Source organism: Streptomyces sp. NPDC018019, assembly GCF_044327805.1.
Classification (GTDB): Bacteria; Actinomycetota; Actinomycetes; order Streptomycetales; family Streptomycetaceae; genus Streptomyces.
In genome coordinates, this window is sequence record NZ_JBIRGD010000010.1 from 38,442 (window position 1) to 54,221 (window position 15,780).

Consider the following 15,780-nt stretch of genomic DNA (forward strand, 5'->3'; position numbering starts at 1 on the left):
TGCGCCCCGGAGATGGGAACTGGCATCCTGACTCTGAGCATCCCTTTGGGTAACCACCGGGGCGGACGGCGGGGGTCGCGCCCTGGCGGAGGAGTGGACGCAAGAGCACGGGACAGGCGCAACCAGGCGCATACGGGGGGTTAGGGGGAGGCAATGCCTCGCTGGAGGGCGCTACCGGAAGAACTCGATCCGCAGGTGAAGGAGTTCGCGAGCCAGCTGCGCAGGCTCGTGGAACGCAGCGGTCTGAGTTTGGCCGCCGTCGCGGACCGTACCGGCTACAGCAAGACTTCATGGGAGCGCTACCTCAACGGGCGGCTGCTGCCGCCGCAGCGCGCCGTGGTGGCGCTGGCCGAGGCCACCGGCGCGCACGCCGGGCACCTCACCACGATGTGGGAGCTGGCCGAACGCGCCTGGAGCCGCTCGGAGATGCGGCACGACGTCACCATGGAGGCGATCCGGGTGGCGCAGGCGCGGGCCGCGCTGGGGGAGTTCGGCCCGGCGCCGGGCAAGGCGAAGTCCCGGTTCAAGGACAAGGTCAGGGAGAAGGCGCAGGAGAAGGCGCAGGACAGGGCCAAGGGCAAGGCCGAGGACAAGGCGGGGGCGCAGGGGGAGCGGGAGCCGGGGCAGGCGCCGGGCCGGGACGGGGCTCCGCGGCACCGCGGTGACGAACTGCCGTCCAGCGCGGACTTCCCCGGCCTGGCCGAGCCGCCCGCCGCGGCGGCGCCACCGGCTGCGGCGCCCTCCGCGCCGCCGTCCTCGGCACCGGATGCGTCTGCCGGTGCGCCGCCGGACGCGTCACCGGGCGTGCCACCGGGCGTCTCGCCGGTGCAGCCAGCCGCCGGAGCGGACGGCGACGCCGACCGGCCGGACAAGGTGTCCTGGCCCCGGGTGACCGCCTACGTGGAAGCCGACCCCGTCGGCCCGCCGCCCCGGTACGACGCCCCTCCGTACGGCGCGTCTCCCCCCGACGCGTCCCGGGCGGGCGTATCCGGGACCGGCACACCGCGGCCCGACACATATCGGCCCGACACCTCCAGGCCCGACGCGTCCCGGCCCGGCGCAGGCAGCCGCCCGGCCGGGCCCGCCGCCGGGCACCTCGCGGGGGCGCCCGCCTCCGCCGGGCCCCCGGACGCCACCGACCGGCAGCTCCGCCGCCGTCGCGTCACGATGTTCCTGGCCGGTGTCGTCGGCGCGCTGCTGGTGATCGCCGCCGCGGTGCTGCTGCTGGACACCGGCGGCGAGGGGGGCGGGCAGGCGGCGCCCACGCCGTCGGCGTCCCCGAGCAAGAAGCCGGTGCTGCCCGCCGGGGTGAAGTGCGCCGGGAGCGACTGCGCGGGCAAGGACCCCGAGGCGATGGGGTGCGGTGGCCGGAACGCCGACAGCCCGGCCCGGGGATTCGCCGGCGGCACGCTGATAGAGGTCCGGTACAGCAAGGTGTGCGGCGCCGCCTGGGCCCGTATCACCGGGGCCGCGCCGGGCGACGAGGCGGCGATCAGTTCGGCGGGCCGTACCGAGAAGGCCAGGGCCGGGCGGGACGGTGACGCGTACACCGCGATGGTCCCGGTGTCCGGGGACCCGAAGAAGGTCACGGCGTGCGGGACGACGGCGGCGGGCGCGAAGGGCTGCGCCAAGCCGGTGCCGACGGGAGCGGGAGCGGGGTGAGAAGGAGCCCCCGAGGGGGGATTGCCCGCGCGAATCCGGGGCAGGGGCAGAAATGACCCCCCACGGGTGCGGCACCATCCGGCGGCCGTCCGCGCTCCCCCTCCTTGAGCGGACGGCCGCCCGCCGCGCGCCCGCGGGGGCCCGCCGGCGGTCCGGTGAGGCGTTCCACACCGGCCCGGCGGCCGTGCGGTGCGGCGGTCCGATAGCCTGACGGCCGAGTCTCTCGATACCAAGAGATCTCGGTAAATGGGCAGGGGTTCCCGCCGCCACCAACGCGGTACGGGGGCTGTGCCCCCAGAAAACAGCGCGCAGGAGATCGCCATGACCCGCACTCCCGTCAATGTCACCGTCACCGGCGCGGCCGGCCAGATCGGTTACGCACTCCTCTTCCGTATCGCCTCCGGCCAGCTGCTCGGCGCGGACGTACCGGTCAAGCTGCGTCTGCTGGAGATCCCGCAGGGCCTGAAGGCCGCCGAGGGCACCGCCATGGAGCTCGACGACTGCGCCTTCCCGCTGCTGCGCGGCATCGACATCTCCGACGACCCGAACGTTGCCTTCGAGGGCGCGAACGTGGCCCTGCTCGTCGGCGCCCGCCCCCGTACGAAGGGCATGGAGCGCGGCGACCTGCTGGAGGCCAACGGCGGCATCTTCAAGCCGCAGGGCAAGGCCATCAACGACCACGCCGCGGACGACATCAAGGTCCTGGTCGTCGGCAACCCGGCCAACACCAACGCCCTGATCGCCCAGGCCGCCGCCCCGGACGTGCCGGCCGAGCGCTTCACCGCGATGACCCGCCTGGACCACAACCGCGCCATCTCGCAGCTCGCGCAGAAGACCGGCGCGCAGGTCTCGGACATCAAGAAGCTGACGATCTGGGGCAACCACTCCGCGACCCAGTACCCGGACATCTTCCACGCCGAGGTCGCCGGCAAGAACGCCGCCGAGGCCGTGAACGACCAGGCGTGGCTGGCCGACACCTTCATCCCGACCGTCGCCAAGCGCGGCGCCGCGATCATCGAGGCCCGGGGCGCCTCCTCGGCCGCCTCCGCCGCCAACGCCGCCATCGACCACGTCCACACCTGGGTCAACGGCACCGCGGACGGCGACTGGACCTCCATGGGCATCCCCTCGGACGGCTCCTACGGCGTCCCGGAGGGCCTGATCTCCTCCTTCCCGGTCACCTGCAAGGACGGCAAGTACGAGATCGTCCAGGGCCTGGAGATCAACGACTTCTCGCGCGAGCGCATCGACGCGTCCGTCAAGGAGCTGTCCGAGGAGCGCGACGCCGTCCGCGGTCTCGGCCTCCTCTGACACGTCGCAGGCCGCGCGTCCACTGACGCGCCCCGCACGGCCGGAGCCCGTACGGAACCCTGGCGGTTCTGTACGGGCTTCTTCGCTGTGTCACACCTTGGTGGGATCTTCCGGGCGCGCGCCTGACACGGCTGCCGGACCTCCTTTATGCTGCGGCGTTCACGACACGCAACCTCCCTGCCGCAGGGGACGGTTGGTGGCGTTCTGTGCCTTGGGGGAATCAGGTGACTCATCCGTACGTGCCGCAGCAGCCCGGACCGGAGAACGGTCCGCGGAACGGTCCGGAGCACGGCCCGGGGAGCGGCCCGCCCCCCGTGGTGCGCCGGCACCCCAGCGCCAGCGAGGCCACCCGGCTGCTGTGCGCCGGCACGTACCTCGATCCCGCCTACCGCGACGCGGTGATCGACGAGCTGTACGTCCACGAGGAGCGCCTGGCGGCCCCCTCGCTGGGCATGGACGCGGCCCGCGTGCTGGCCCACGCGCTGCGCGCCCGGCGCATCGAACTGGCCTGGGCCGCGGTCGTCCTGCTCCTGTGGATCGTGTCCGTCCCGCTCTCCTCCGGTCTGACCCTGCTGTACCTGCTGCCGGTCGTACTGCTCTCGCTGGCTCCCTACGTACGGGGCCGCGCCGCGCCCGCCCCCTGGTACCGGCGGTTCGCGGCGTGGGTGCTGCGCTGGTACGGGCGTTTGAGCGCGGTGGCCGTGGGCGTGCTGCTGCTGGCGACGGCGTTCGGCGGTGACGACTCCGGCGGGTCCGCCGGGACGCCGTACGCCTTCTCCGGCAGTTCTTCCGCCGGGCTGTCCGACGGTATGGCGCCGCTCCTGCCGTCCGAGCTGTTCGGGCAGAGCATGAGCGCGGCACGGCCGCTCCACGCCTGGCTCGCCCTGGCGCTCCCGTTCGTGCTGGCCTGGGCCGTCGGCGCGCGGCACGGCCAGGTCGCCAGGGCGCTGACCACCGAGCTGTCGCGGGCGCGGTTCCCCGACGTGGCGGCCGATCCGGCCGAGCGGGCCGAGGGCGGCCGGTTCCAGCGGCTGCGGCACCGCATCCGTACGGAGCAGCACGGGCCGCTGGTCATGTACCGCGCGGCCGACCCGTTCTGCGGCGCGGGCACCCCGTACGAGACCTGGTCGCTGTCGGTGGAACTGCGGCCGCGCAAGGACGCGGCGCCGGCCGCGAAGACCGCCACCAGACCCCTCGCGAAGGACGCTCCGAAGACCCTGGCGAAGGCCGCCCCGGGCACGGACGCGCAGCCGGACGCCGCCCCCGGCCCCGCCCCCCTCGACAACGACACCATCCTCCAGCGCGTCATCCCCCTGGTCGCGGCGCTCCGCGAGCCCTCCGCGCACGGTTCGCCGCAGGCCGCCGCCGCGGTGCGGGACCGGCTGCGCGAGCTGGAGATCGACGAGTGCGTCTTCCTGCCGGTGGCCGGGCTGCCGTCCCGGGACGCCGCCCCGTACGGCCCCGAGAGCTTCGCGGCGCACCGGGCCCGCGCCGTCGAGGAGGGCGGTGAGACCCGGCGGCACTTCCTGCGCATCCGGGTCGGCGGCTGGGGCGAGGGCATCGTCACGACGGTCTACGTGCGGGTCCACACGCAGGGCGGCATGCTCATGCTGGAGGTCGCGCCGCATGTGCTGTGGCCCGTCCGCGCCCTGTACCGGGAAGCCGACCGGATCGCCCACCGCTACCGGAACAACAACCCCTTCGGAAAGGCCGTGTGGGCGCTCGCGCAGACCCCGCGCTCCGCCGGGCGCGCCGTGGCGAGCCTGTGGCGCGGTGCCGTCTCCGCGTGGAGCCTGCTCACCGGCGGGCACGGCGGCGCGCTGCCCGACGGGCCCGCGGCCTCGGTCCGCGAGCTGGGCTCCGACGGGGACGCCTCGCTCTTCCAGGAGATGGACGTCACCCGCTACCTGAAGAGCATCCAGGACCGGGTGGCGAGCGGTGTACGGCTGGCCCTGTACGAAGCGGGCTGGCAGACCGACGAGTTCGAGCAGCGGATCGTCAACGTCACCAACGGCGGTGTGTTCATCGAGTCCGCGCAGGGCGCCATCGGCATCGGCGACCACAACACGATCAGCAGCGGCGCACTGGGCGGTGCGGCCGGTGCGGCGGGAGGCGCGGGGTCCGGTGCGGCGGCGTCCGGTGCGGCCGGCAAGGCCGCCAAGCCCGCCGACGCGGGCCGGTGAACGGCCGGTACGGCCCGCCCGGGACCGGTGCACAATCGTGAGCACGGCCGGCGCGCGCGGCCCCCGGCGGACCGGACCGGCGCGCACGGCACCACAGCGGACGAACGGGGAGGCGGACATGACAGCGGCTGACGAACGCGACCGCGGCATCCACATCGGCGAGGTGCGCGGCGCCTTCGCCATCGGCGACCACAACACGGTCACCCACCATGAGTACGGGACCGGCGGCCCCGGCATCGACCCCGCGCACGAGGAACTGCTCGCCGCCGTGCGGCAGTTGCGTGCGGACCTGGCCAGGGTCATCGAGACACCGCAGGTCACGCTGCTGACCGCGGAACTGACCGACGCGCAGGAAGAGATCGAGACCACCGGCCGCACCGCGCCCGGCCGGCTGGACCGGCTGCGCACGGCGCTGGCGGACGCCGGCGCGGTCACCGGCATGCTGGCGTCGGGCGCCGCCGTGGGGCAGGCCGTGGCCGCGCTGCTGGGAGGCTGAACATGAACGCACAGGGGGGCGGCGCGGGCGGGGCGCGCTGGAACGACGAGGAACAGCGCTGGGACTCCGGCGGCCCGGCCCCCGCGCCGTACACGAGCCCGCCGCCGTCGAAGCCCGGATTCGTCCCCGGGCCGGGAGGCGCGCCACCGTCCGGCGCGCACTTCTCCACCGGCGAAGGGGCCGACGCTTGTGACCCACCGGCCTACCCGCCGCCCCACGACCCGTCCCGCGACCCGGCGGCACCGGGCTCCGGGATGTCCGCCGCCCACCCGCGCTCCTGGTCGACGCCGCTCGTCGTCGCCGCGGCGGTCGCCGTGGTCGCCGCGGGGTTCGGCGGGGGCTGGCTGCTGTGGGGCGGCGACGAGGCCACGGTCCGCTCCGACGGCCGTACGGCGGTCTCGCCGACCGCCTCGTCCCCGGACCGGCACCGGGCCACCGCCCCGGCCGACGTGCCGACCGGCACCGCCACCGGCACCCCGCCGTTCGGCACCGCCGCCTCCGGCGCCCCCTCGGGCACCCTCCCGTCCGGCTACCGGCTGGCGCGGGACAGCGCCGGTTTCTCCCTCGCCGTACCGGAGGGCTGGCAGCGCACCGAACGCAAGGACGGCGTCTTCTACACCGCCCCCGACGAGCGCTACCTCCTCCAGATCTTCGAGATCACCGAACCCGACATCACCCCGTACGAAGCCCTGAAGGCCACCTCCCGCAGCCTCGCCGACAAGTCCGGCTACGTGGAGATGAGCCTGGGCCCGGTCGCGGACATCGGCATCGGCTCGGGCGCCACCGAACTTGTCTACGCCTACGACAGCGACAAACTGGGCGTCCGCGCCCGCGTCACCGACCGCGCCTTCACCGTCCCCGACGGCCGCCAGTTCGCCGTCCTCGTCCTCGGCCCGGACGCCGACTGGCCCGCCCAGAGCCGCATCCAGCAAACGGCGCTGCAGTTCTTCACCCCTCGGACCACCTGAACCCTCACCACGTGCCACGACCGTTGTGCACCTGCACCGCAATGTAGTACTTCTTATACATGAGCGAGCAGGTCCACAACAGGCTGGCGATGGTGCGTGCCGAGCGCAAGGTGTCCCGGCAGGCGCTGGCCGATGCGGTCGGTGCCCACTACCAGACCATCGGCTACATCGAACGCGGGCAGTACAACCCGAGCCTCGATCTCGCCCTGCGCATGGCCGAGTTCTTCGAGCTGCCGGTGGAGGCACTGTTCTCCCTCCGGCCGTTCCGCCCGCTCACGGACGAGGTCTACGGGAGGAAACCATGACGACCGCCGGCACCACCCCCACCCCCCGCCGGGCGCGTACGCGCTACGACGAGCGCATGTACGCCCTCATGAACAGACGCGAGGCCCCTGGGCTGTACGCGACGGTGGGGCGGCGGCGGGCGGTCGTCGTCGTGCACATACTGCTCACCGTGGCGAGCCTGGCCGCGGTGTTCAGTGCGCTCGCGACCGCCACGGTCTGGCTCAGCTTCCTGCCGCTGGTGCTGGTGCTCCCCTGGTGCATGGCCACCGCCGTGATCAACGCGGCCACCCGCGGCCTTCTCGAACTGCGGACCCGTGTCCTCGACGAGCGCCAACTGGCCGAGCGCGACCGGGTGCGCGCCCTGGCCCACCGCCTGACCACATACGTACTGTTGTGTGCTGCGGCGGGCGGCATCGTGGTCGGCGAGCTCGGCGGCCTGACGGCCGGCGGGGCGGTCCTCCCCGTGCTGATCTCGGCGTTCGTCGTGCACTGGCTGATGCCCCTGTGGGTGGCCGGGATGACGGCTCAGGACGAACCGGCCGACGAGAGGGACGAGTAGCCCAGCACCGCGCGGATCAGGCAGGTCAGCGCCGCTGTCGCGGTGAGGGTGCGGACAAGATTCCAGCGGTTCCACTTGTCCTCGAAGTGGGCGCGCGACGTGGAGAGTTCGCCCGGTGCGTGCGCGGCGTCGAGGATGTTGTTCAGCGGGACATTGATGGTGAAGGTGATGGCGAGCATCGCCACGTAGAGGACGAGCGCGGCCGCCGTCCAGGGGAGGGTCGCGCGGGCGCCGGTGCGCAGGTGGAAGGCGGTGGCGGCGGCGATGAGGAGGGGCGCGCCGGCGAAGGCCGAAGCGAACCATCCGTTCCGGATGGCGGTGTTGATCCGCTGCATCGCGGTGACGAACGTCGCGTCGTCGGCCTGCCGCAGCCCCGGCATCACGGCGACGGAGAACGCGAAGAACAGGCCCGCGACGAGGCCCGTGGCCAGCGTGGCGGCGAACAGAGTGGCGGTGCGGGCAGTGTCGTACATGCGATGGCGGTCCTCTGCTGGCGGTGTCCGGCGGGCCGGTGGCTCCCGTGCCCTGCGAACCAGTGAAGGCCGGACGGGGCGGGGCGGCCCATGGCCGGGCGGCTCGCTCGCATGTCCGTGCGTCCAGCCGTGTTCTACGCTCACGCCATGGACGCCCTGACCGGCCTGCTGGACGGGCCGTGCGCCCGCGGCGCCTTCCTCATGCGCTCGGTCCTCACCCCTCCCTGGTCGCTGCGCATCCAGGACGAGGCCCCGCTCACCGCCGTGACGATGGCGCGGGGGGAGGGGTGGGTGGTCACGGATGGGGCAGGGGGGCCCGCGGGCCGGACCGCCGCGACCCCGCTGCACCCCGGTGACGTGGCGATTCTGCGCGGCCCCGACCCGTACACCGTCGCAGGCGACCCGGCCACCCCGCCGCGCGTCGTCATCCACCCCGGGCAGGTCTCCGCGACGCCGCAGGGTGCGGGGCTGTGCGAGGCCATGGGGCTGGGCGTACGGACCTGGGGCGACCGTGCCGACGGGCCGGTGGTGCTGCTCAGCGGTACGTATCAGATGCGCGGCGAGGTCGATCAGCGGCTGCTGCGCGCGCTGCCACCGCTGGTGCGGCTGGCCGCCGACGCCTGGAACTCCTCGCTGGTGCCGCTCCTCGAAGCGGAGATCGGCCGGGACGCGCCGGGGCAGGAAGTCGTCCTCGACCGGCTGCTGGACCTGTTGCTGACCACCGCCCTGCGGGCCTGGTTCGCCCGGCCGGAGGCCGAGGTGCCGGGTGGGTACGGTGCGGAGGGCGACCCCGTGGTGGGCCGCGCGCTGCGGCTGCTGCACGCCGAACCGGCGCGGGCCTGGACCGTCGCCGGACTCGCCGCCGCGAGCGGCGTCTCGCGCGCGGCGCTGGGCCGCCGCTTCACCGCGCTGGTCGGCGAGCCGCCCATGACGTACCTGACGAATCTCCGCCTCACACTCGCCGCCGATCTCCTGCGCGAGCCGGACGCCACGCTCGGCGCGGTGGCCCGCCGTGTCGGCTACGGCAGCTCATTCGCGCTCAGCGCGGCCTTCAAGCGGGTGCGGGGGATCAGTCCGCGCGAGTACCGCCGGGGCGGTGGTGCTGCGCCGCACGCGGCGGTCTGAGGGGTGTACGGAGGGCCGAAAGGGCCGTATGGCCCCCGTGCGGCGGGTCGGCAGGGGGCCGTAAAGGCAGACCAGTGACCCGGATCGGGCCCGTCAAACCTGTATTCCGGGGGCCGGAAGAGTGAGTCGGGTCACTTTCCCGGAAGGTTTCGGCATAGGTGAGGGGGTTCCGGGGAGGGGTCCTCGTTGCTGGTGTGAACCAGTGGCAGCAAACCGGAAGTCGAAAGGCAGAACAAACGTGTCGGCAAGCGAGACGATTCACGTAGACGGGGTGTGGCGCGCCGCCGTGTCCGGGGGGACGCGGGAGATCCTGGACCCCGCCGATGCGAAGACGCTCGAGGTCGTCGCCGAGGGCGGGGCCGAGGACGCCGACGCGGCGGTCGAGGCCGCGCGCCGTGCCTTCGACGGCGGGGCCGGGCAGTGGCCCCGTACCCCGGTCGCGGAGCGGGCCGCGCTGCTGCGGCGGGTCGCCGATCTGCTCCAGCGGGACCGCGAGGAGATCGCCCTCATAGAGAGCCGGGACACCGGCAAGACCCTCGAAGAGGGCCGGGTGGACGTCGACGACGTCACCAACGCCTTCCGTTACTTCGCGGACCTGGTGATGAACGAGAGCGGCGGGCGTGTCGTGGACGCCGGGAGCCCGGACGTGCACAGTGTCGTCGTGCACGAGCCGGTGGGCGTCTGCGCGATGATCACCCCCTGGAACTACCCGCTGCTCCAGGCCAGTTGGAAGATCGCTCCGGCGCTCGCCGCGGGCAACACCTTCGTCATCAAGCCGAGCGAGGTCACCCCGCTCTCCACCGTGCACCTGGTCAAGCTGCTGGTCGAGGCCGGGCTGCCGGCCGGGGTGGCGAACATCGTCACCGGTGCGGGCGTGCCGGTCGGCCAGCGGCTGGCCGAGCACCCGGACGTGGACCTGTTCTCCTTCACCGGTGGCCTGGTCAGCGGTACGAAGGCCGGTGCGGCGGCGGTCGCGGGCGCCAAGAAGATCGCGCTGGAGCTGGGCGGCAAGAACCCGAACGTCGTGTTCGCCGATGCCTGCGCCACCGACGAGGGCTTCGACACCGCCGTGGACCAGGCGCTGAACGCCGCGTTCGCGCACAGCGGCCAGGTCTGCTCGGCCGGTGCCCGCCTGATCATCGAGGAGTCGGTGCGGGACCGTTTCGTCGCCGAACTGGCCCGCCGCGCCGAGAAGATCAAGCTGGGCCGCGGTACGGCCGAGGGTGTCGAGTGCGGCCCACTCGTCTCGCAGCAGCAGCTGGAGAAGGTCGAGGCGTACGTGGCGTCCGCCCTTCAGGAGGGTGCTCAGCTGCGCTGCGGCGGTCGCCGTCCGGAGCCCAGCGATGTCCGCCCGGCCACCGGCTACTTCTACAGCCCGACCGTGCTGGACGGCTGCCACCGCGACATGAAGGTGGTCCGTGAGGAGACCTTCGGGCCGATCCTGACGGTGGAGACGTTCACGACCGAGGACGAGGCCGTCGCGCTGGCCAACGACACCGAGTACGGCCTGGCCGGCGGCGTCTGGTCGGCCGACACCGCCCGCGCCCGGCGGGTCGCCGCCCGGCTGCGGCACGGCACGGTCTGGATCAACGACTACCACCCGTACCTCCCGCAGGCCGAGTGGGGCGGGTTCGGAAAGTCCGGCATCGGCCGGGAACTGGGCCCCGCGGGTCTGGACGAGTACCGCGAGAGCAAGCACGTTTACGAGAACCTCCGGCCGGAACCGGTCCGCTGGTTCGCGGGCTGAGGGCCCGTCTGTTCACCGCACCGCGCACGCACGAACTTTGCAGAAGGAGCACCACCTCATGCCCGTGTACGACTACGTGATCGTCGGTGGCGGCACCGCAGGATCGGTGATCGCCTCCCGCCTCACCGAGGACCCCGGCGTCAGCGTCGCCGTCATCGAGGGCGGCCCGTCCGACATCGACCGCGAGGACGTGCTGACGCTGCGCAAGTGGCTCGGCCTGCTCGGCGGCGAGCTGGACTACGAGTACACCACCACCGAGCAGCCCCGCGGCAACTCGCACATCCTGCACAGCCGCGCCAAGGTGCTGGGCGGCTGCTCGTCGCACAACACCCTGATCTCCTTCAAGCCGCTGCCGTCCGACTGGGACGAGTGGGAGGCGGCGGGCGCCACCGGCTGGGGCGCCAAGGACATGGACCCCTACTTCGGCAAGCTGCGCAACAACATCGTGCGGGTGGCGAAGAAGGACCAGAACCAGATCGCCACCGACTGGATCGAGGCCACGAAGACCGCCCTCGGCGTGCCCGAGGTCGTCGGCTTCAACGACCAGCCGTTCGAGGAGGGCGTCGGGTTCTTCGACCTGTCGTACCACCCGGAGAACAACAAGCGCTCCTCCGCATCGGTGGCGTACCTGCACCCGCACATGGAGGCCGGTGACCGCCCCAACCTCACGCTGATGCTGGAGACCTGGGCGACGAAGCTGGAGCTGGACGGCACCACCGCCAAGGGCGTGCACGTCCGCACCAAGGACGGCGAGGAGGTGTACGTCGAGGCCGCCCGCGAGGTGCTGGTGTGCGCCGGCGCGGTGGACACCCCGCGCCTGCTGATGCACTCGGGCATCGGGCCGAAGAAGGACCTCGAAGCGCTGGGCATCGACTGCAAGGTGGACCTGCCGGGCGTCGGCGAGAACCTGATCGACCACCCGGAGTCGGTGATCGTGTGGGAGACCAACGGGCCGATCCCGGGGAACTCCGCGATGGACTCCGACGCGGGCCTGTTCGTGAAGCGGGACCCGGACCACAAGGGCCCGGACCTGATGTTCCACTTCTACCAGATCCCGTTCACCGACAACCCGGAGCGGCTGGGCTACGAACGCCCCGAGCACGGTGTGTCGATGACGCCGAACATCCCCAAGTCGCGGTCGCGCGGGCGGCTGTACCTCACCTCCAAGGACCCCGAGGTCAAGCCGGCGCTCGACTTCAAGTACTTCATGGACGAGGACGACTACGACGGCCGGACCCTCGTGGACGGCATCAAGCTGGCCCGTAAGGTCGCCGAGGCCGAGCCGTTCAAGAAGTGGCTCAAGCGCGAGGTCTTCCCCGGCCCGGACGTCACCGAGGACGAGGAGATCAGCGAGCTGGTGCGCAAGGCCGCGCACACCGTCTACCACCCGGCGGGCACCTGCAAGATGGGCGCCAAGGACGACGAGACGGCGGTCGTGGACCCGGAGCTGAAGATCCGCGGCCTGTCCCGCATCCGGATCGCCGACGCGTCGGTCTTCCCGACGATGCCCGCCGTGAACCCGATGATCGGTGTGCTGATGGTGGGGGAGAAGGCCGCCGAACTGCTCGTCGACTCCCCGACCCGGGGAGGTGATGCCCGATGACCGCCACCGCCTCCGAAACCGGCATACCCCAGCCCCGCAAGGCCGCCGACGACCGGCCGTCCCAGGACGGCCGGGACGTGGTCTTCTCCGTCCGCAACCTGTGGAAGGTCTTCGGCCCGAAGGCCGAGCGCGTCCCCGGGGACGCCGAGCTGACCGGTCTGTCCGCGCGCGAACTGCGCGAGCGGACCGGCTGCACGGCCGCCGTCCGCGACGTCAGCTTCGACGTCCACCAGGGCGAGGTCTTCGTCGTCATGGGCCTGTCGGGTTCCGGCAAGTCCACCCTGGTGCGCTGTCTGACCAGGCTCATCGAGCCGACCAGCGGCGGCCTGGACATGGACGGCGAGGACGTGCGCGCCATGGACAAGGCCCAGCTGCGCGAACTGCGCCGCCGCCGCGCCGCCATGGTCTTCCAGCACTTCGGCCTGCTGCCGCACCGCTCGGTGCTCGACAACGTCGCGTACGGCCTGGAGATCCAGGGCGTACCGCGTGCCGAACGCCGCGAGCGCGCCGCCGAGATGGTGGAGAAGGTCGGCCTGGCGGGGCTGGAGAACCGCCGCCCCGGGCAGCTGTCCGGTGGCCAGCAGCAGCGCGTCGGGCTGGCCCGCGCGCTCGCCGTGGACCCCGAAGTCCTGCTGTTCGACGAGCCGTTCAGCGCGCTCGACCCGCTGATCCGGCGGGACATGCAGGAAGAGGTCGTCCGGCTGCACGAGGACGAGGGCCGCACCATGGTCTTCATCACCCACGACCTCGCCGAGGCCCTGCGCATCGGCGACCGGATCGCCCTCATGCGGGACGGCAAGATCGTTCAACTGGGCACCCCCGAGGAGATCGTGGGCTCCCCGGCGGACGACTACGTACGCGACTTCGTCCAGGACGTGCCGCGCGAGCAGGTGCTGACCGTACGCCGCGCCATGCGTCCGGCCGAGGCCGGCGAGGCGGAGACGGGGGCCGCGCTCGCGCCGGACACCCTGGTCGCCGACGCCATCGAGGCCGTCGCCCGCTCCGGCGGCGCGGCCCGCGTGATGGACGGCAAGCGCTGCCTGGGCATCGTGGACAGCACCTGCCTGCTCAACGTCGTCGCCAAGATCGACGCCGGCGAGGTGGCTGCCTGATGTCCACGCACACCAGTACCGCCGACGCCGCCCTCGCGGCGGCCGGCTGGCCCCCGACGCGGCGGCCCGTCCGGGTGGCGCCCGCCCAGGTACGGACCCTCGATCCGCCGACCCGGGCCCAGCCCCGGGCCCGTACCCGGCAAGTCCCTGGCACCGACTCCCTGGTGGACCGGTTCCGCACCGCCGTGCAACGCCGCTGGCACGACGCCCAGCGCGCCGCGGCGATGCAGATACCGGCCGGCACGGTGAAGCGGGGGCGCGCATGACGGCCGCCACCCCCACCGCAAGCACCGGCACCGCGCCCGACCGGCAGGGCGCTCTCCAGGCCGCCCTCCAGAGCCGCGGCCTCCGCAAGATCCTCGTACTCGCCGTCGCCGCCGCGGTCCTCGTACCGCTCGCCCACGCCAAGTGGTCCAGCGGCACCTGGCCGAGTGACCTGACCGTCGATCTCACCGGCCCGCTCGGCCGGACCAGCGACTGGATCATCGACAACCGCGACAGCCACCCGCTGTTCGTGTACTTCCTCGGCCACCTCAGCAACGCCGTCGTCATCTCCGTACGCGCCGTCTACCAGCTGCTGCTGTTGCTCGGCTGGACCGGCGTCACCGCGGGCGTCACCCTCGTCGCCTGGCGCGTCGCGGGCCTGCGCATCGCCGCGACCGCGCTGATCTCCTTCGCCGTCAGCGGCGTCCTGGACATGTGGCTGCCGACCATGCAGACCCTCGCCCTGATGATCGTGGCGGTGCTCGCCTCGGTCGTGGTGGGCGCGCTGCTGGGACTGGCGGGCGGCCTCTCCGAGCGGCTGTTCAAGATCCTGCGGCCGGTGCTGGACACCATGCAGGTGCTGCCGGCCTTCGCGTACCTGCTGCCCGTGGTGCTGGTCTTCGGCATCGGCGTGCCCGCCGCGCTGCTGGCCACCGTCGTCTACGCGGCCCCGCCGATGGCCCGGCTGACCGCGCTCGGCCTGCGCGGCGCCGACCCCGGCGTCCTGGAGGCCGTCACCTCGCTCGGCGCCACCGGCCGGCAGCGGCTGCTGACCGCCCGGCTGCCGCTGGCCCGCAAGGAACTGCTGCTCGGCCTCAACCAGACGATCATGATGGCGCTGTCCATGGCGGTCATCGCCTCCATGATCGGCGCGGCCGGCCTCGGTGACCGCGTCTACCAGGCGCTCGCCTCGGTGGACGTCGGCGCCGCGCTCGCCGCCGCCGTACCGATCGTGCTGCTCGCCATCGTCATGGACCGCACGACCGCCGCGGCCGGCGAGCGGATGGGCGCCGACGCGGTCACCCGCGGCCCCAAGCTGCTGCGCGGCTGGTACGCCTGGGCCGGTGTCGCCGCCCTGACCGTGCTCGCCACCGTCGCGGGCCGGCTGGCCGGCTCGACGATCTGGCCCTCCGGCTGGACGGTGGCCATCGCCCGCCCGGTCAACGACTTCAAGGAGTGGATGGTCGACCACCTCTACTCCGGAGTCCCGGTCGTCGGCGGCACCGCCGACTGGGCCGCGCACTTCACCTCCTGGGTCCTGGACCCGCTGCGCGACGGCCTGACGGCGCTGCCCTGGTGGGGCGCGCTGCTGATCGTCGCCGCGCTGGCCTGGCTGATCGGCACCTGGCGTACGGCGCTGACCGCGACGCTGGCGATGGCCGCCATCGGCGTCCTGGGCGTGTGGAAGCCGTCCATGAACACCCTCTCCCAGGTCCTCGCCGCCCTCGCGGTGACCCTGGTGCTGGGCTTCGGCATCGGCATCCTCGCCGCGGGCAGCAAGCGCCTGGAGGCGATCCTGCGCCCGGTGCTGGACGTCATGCAGACCATGCCGCAGTTCGTGTACCTGATCCCGGTGGTCGCGCTGTTCGCCGTGGGCCGTGCCCCGGCCGCTGCCGCCGCCGTCGTCTACGCGCTGCCCGCGGTCATCCGTATCACCACCCAGGGCCTGCGGCAGGTGGACCCGGGCGCGATGGAGTCCGCGCGCTCGCTGGGCGCCACCCGCTGGCAGATACTGCGGCAGGTTCAGCTCCCGCTGGCCCGGCCCGCGCTGCTGCTGGCCGTCAACCAGGGCGTCGTCCTGGTCCTCGCCGTCGTCATCATCGGCGGTCTGGTGGGCGGTGGCGCGCTCGGTTACGACGTGGTCACCGGCCTGGCCAAGGGCGACCTGGCGCTCGGCCTGGTCGCGGGCGTCGCGATCGTCTGCCTCGGCCTGATGCTCGACCGGGTGACCCAGCCGACGCAGCGCCGTACGACGGGGAAGGGAGCCTGACG

14 protein-coding genes are annotated in these 15,780 nt (G+C 73.0%); 13 read left to right on the forward strand and 1 reads right to left on the reverse strand.

The window, feature by feature from the left end:
- Positions 1-153: 153 nt before the first annotated feature.
- The 7 genes from ACH4FX_RS18270 (at position 154) to ACH4FX_RS18300 (ending at position 7,464) form a co-directional block, all read left to right on the forward strand.
- Positions 154-1,662, forward strand: a complete 1,509-nt coding sequence (locus ACH4FX_RS18270) for a helix-turn-helix domain-containing protein (RefSeq protein WP_398480068.1) — start codon at positions 154-156, stop codon at positions 1,660-1,662.
- A gap of 321 nt (positions 1,663-1,983) precedes the next feature.
- Positions 1,984-2,973 carry a malate dehydrogenase gene (locus ACH4FX_RS18275; protein ID WP_398480070.1) on the forward strand — a complete coding sequence of 330 codons (990 nt, stop codon included), beginning with the start codon at positions 1,984-1,986 and terminating at the stop codon, positions 2,971-2,973.
- Positions 2,974-3,197: 224 nt separating this feature from the next.
- A complete protein-coding gene (locus tag ACH4FX_RS18280; RefSeq protein ID WP_398480072.1) occupies positions 3,198-5,156 on the forward strand; it encodes a hypothetical protein in 1,959 nt (652 codons plus the stop codon).
- A gap of 118 nt (positions 5,157-5,274) precedes the next feature.
- Positions 5,275-5,652 (forward strand): hypothetical protein, encoded by a 378-nt coding sequence (locus tag ACH4FX_RS18285; RefSeq protein WP_398480074.1) that lies wholly within the window; start codon positions 5,275-5,277, stop codon positions 5,650-5,652.
- A 2-nt stretch (positions 5,653-5,654) separates the two neighbouring features.
- Complete coding sequence (locus ACH4FX_RS18290; protein ID WP_398480076.1) at positions 5,655-6,620, forward strand: hypothetical protein; 966 nt, start codon at positions 5,655-5,657, stop codon at positions 6,618-6,620.
- Between the two features lie 59 nt (positions 6,621-6,679).
- The gene (locus ACH4FX_RS18295; RefSeq protein ID WP_398480078.1) at positions 6,680-6,925 is read left to right on the forward strand and encodes a helix-turn-helix transcriptional regulator; all 246 of its coding nucleotides are present in this window, start codon (positions 6,680-6,682) and stop codon (positions 6,923-6,925) included.
- Complete coding sequence (locus tag ACH4FX_RS18300) at positions 6,922-7,464, forward strand: hypothetical protein (RefSeq protein WP_398480080.1); 543 nt, start codon at positions 6,922-6,924, stop codon at positions 7,462-7,464. The genes ACH4FX_RS18295 and ACH4FX_RS18300 overlap by 4 nt, the downstream gene beginning before the upstream one ends.
- Here ACH4FX_RS18300 and ACH4FX_RS18305 read toward each other — a convergent pair.
- Positions 7,431-7,937: a DUF1772 domain-containing protein gene (locus ACH4FX_RS18305; RefSeq protein ID WP_398480082.1), complete on the reverse strand. Its 507-nt coding sequence runs from the start codon at positions 7,935-7,937 to the stop codon at positions 7,431-7,433. The two genes, ACH4FX_RS18300 and ACH4FX_RS18305, sit on opposite strands and share 34 nt — an antisense overlap.
- Positions 7,938-8,084: 147 nt before the next feature.
- On the opposite strand from ACH4FX_RS18305, the gene ACH4FX_RS18310 reads away from it, so the two are divergent.
- The 6 genes from ACH4FX_RS18310 (at position 8,085) to ACH4FX_RS18335 (ending at position 15,778) form a co-directional block, all read left to right on the forward strand.
- Positions 8,085-9,062 carry an AraC family transcriptional regulator gene (locus ACH4FX_RS18310; protein WP_398480083.1) on the forward strand — a complete coding sequence of 326 codons (978 nt, stop codon included), beginning with the start codon at positions 8,085-8,087 and terminating at the stop codon, positions 9,060-9,062.
- 238 nt (positions 9,063-9,300) lie between these two features.
- Positions 9,301-10,809, forward strand: a complete 1,509-nt coding sequence (locus ACH4FX_RS18315; RefSeq protein WP_398480085.1) for an aldehyde dehydrogenase family protein — start codon at positions 9,301-9,303, stop codon at positions 10,807-10,809.
- A gap of 58 nt (positions 10,810-10,867) precedes the next feature.
- On the forward strand, positions 10,868-12,412 hold the full coding sequence (locus ACH4FX_RS18320) for a GMC family oxidoreductase (RefSeq protein ID WP_398480087.1): 1,545 nt from the start codon (positions 10,868-10,870) through the stop codon (positions 12,410-12,412).
- Complete coding sequence (locus tag ACH4FX_RS18325; RefSeq protein WP_398480089.1) at positions 12,409-13,524, forward strand: glycine betaine/L-proline ABC transporter ATP-binding protein; 1,116 nt, start codon at positions 12,409-12,411, stop codon at positions 13,522-13,524. The genes ACH4FX_RS18320 and ACH4FX_RS18325 overlap by 4 nt, the downstream gene beginning before the upstream one ends.
- Positions 13,524-13,790 carry a hypothetical protein gene (locus tag ACH4FX_RS18330; RefSeq protein ID WP_398480091.1) on the forward strand — a complete coding sequence of 89 codons (267 nt, stop codon included), beginning with the start codon at positions 13,524-13,526 and terminating at the stop codon, positions 13,788-13,790. Before ACH4FX_RS18325 ends, ACH4FX_RS18330 begins: the two co-directional genes overlap by 1 nt.
- Positions 13,787-15,778: an ABC transporter permease gene (locus ACH4FX_RS18335; RefSeq protein WP_398480093.1), complete on the forward strand. Its 1,992-nt coding sequence runs from the start codon at positions 13,787-13,789 to the stop codon at positions 15,776-15,778. Before ACH4FX_RS18330 ends, ACH4FX_RS18335 begins: the two co-directional genes overlap by 4 nt.
- The last annotated feature ends 2 nt before the right edge of the window (positions 15,779-15,780 follow it).

Excerpts from the sequence above, each read along its gene's own strand:
- ACH4FX_RS18285 (WP_398480074.1), top strand. The coding sequence starts at position 5,275 with ATGACAGCGGCTGACGAACGCGACCGCGGCATCCACATCGGCGAGGTG.
- ACH4FX_RS18325 (WP_398480089.1), top strand. The coding sequence starts at position 12,409 with ATGACCGCCACCGCCTCCGAAACCGGCATACCCCAGCCCCGCAAGGCC.
- ACH4FX_RS18335 (WP_398480093.1), top strand. The coding sequence starts at position 13,787 with ATGACGGCCGCCACCCCCACCGCAAGCACCGGCACCGCGCCCGACCGG.
- ACH4FX_RS18275 (WP_398480070.1), top strand. The coding sequence starts at position 1,984 with ATGACCCGCACTCCCGTCAATGTCACCGTCACCGGCGCGGCCGGCCAG.
- ACH4FX_RS18305 (WP_398480082.1), bottom strand. The coding sequence starts at position 7,937 with ATGTACGACACTGCCCGCACCGCCACTCTGTTCGCCGCCACGCTGGCC.
- ACH4FX_RS18300 (WP_398480080.1), top strand. The coding sequence starts at position 6,922 with ATGACGACCGCCGGCACCACCCCCACCCCCCGCCGGGCGCGTACGCGC.
- ACH4FX_RS18295 (WP_398480078.1), top strand. The coding sequence starts at position 6,680 with ATGAGCGAGCAGGTCCACAACAGGCTGGCGATGGTGCGTGCCGAGCGC.
- ACH4FX_RS18330 (WP_398480091.1), top strand. The coding sequence starts at position 13,524 with ATGTCCACGCACACCAGTACCGCCGACGCCGCCCTCGCGGCGGCCGGC.
- ACH4FX_RS18310 (WP_398480083.1), top strand. The coding sequence starts at position 8,085 with ATGGACGCCCTGACCGGCCTGCTGGACGGGCCGTGCGCCCGCGGCGCC.
- ACH4FX_RS18290 (WP_398480076.1), top strand. The coding sequence starts at position 5,655 with ATGAACGCACAGGGGGGCGGCGCGGGCGGGGCGCGCTGGAACGACGAG.
- ACH4FX_RS18320 (WP_398480087.1), top strand. The coding sequence starts at position 10,868 with ATGCCCGTGTACGACTACGTGATCGTCGGTGGCGGCACCGCAGGATCG.
- ACH4FX_RS18270 (WP_398480068.1), top strand. The coding sequence starts at position 154 with ATGCCTCGCTGGAGGGCGCTACCGGAAGAACTCGATCCGCAGGTGAAG.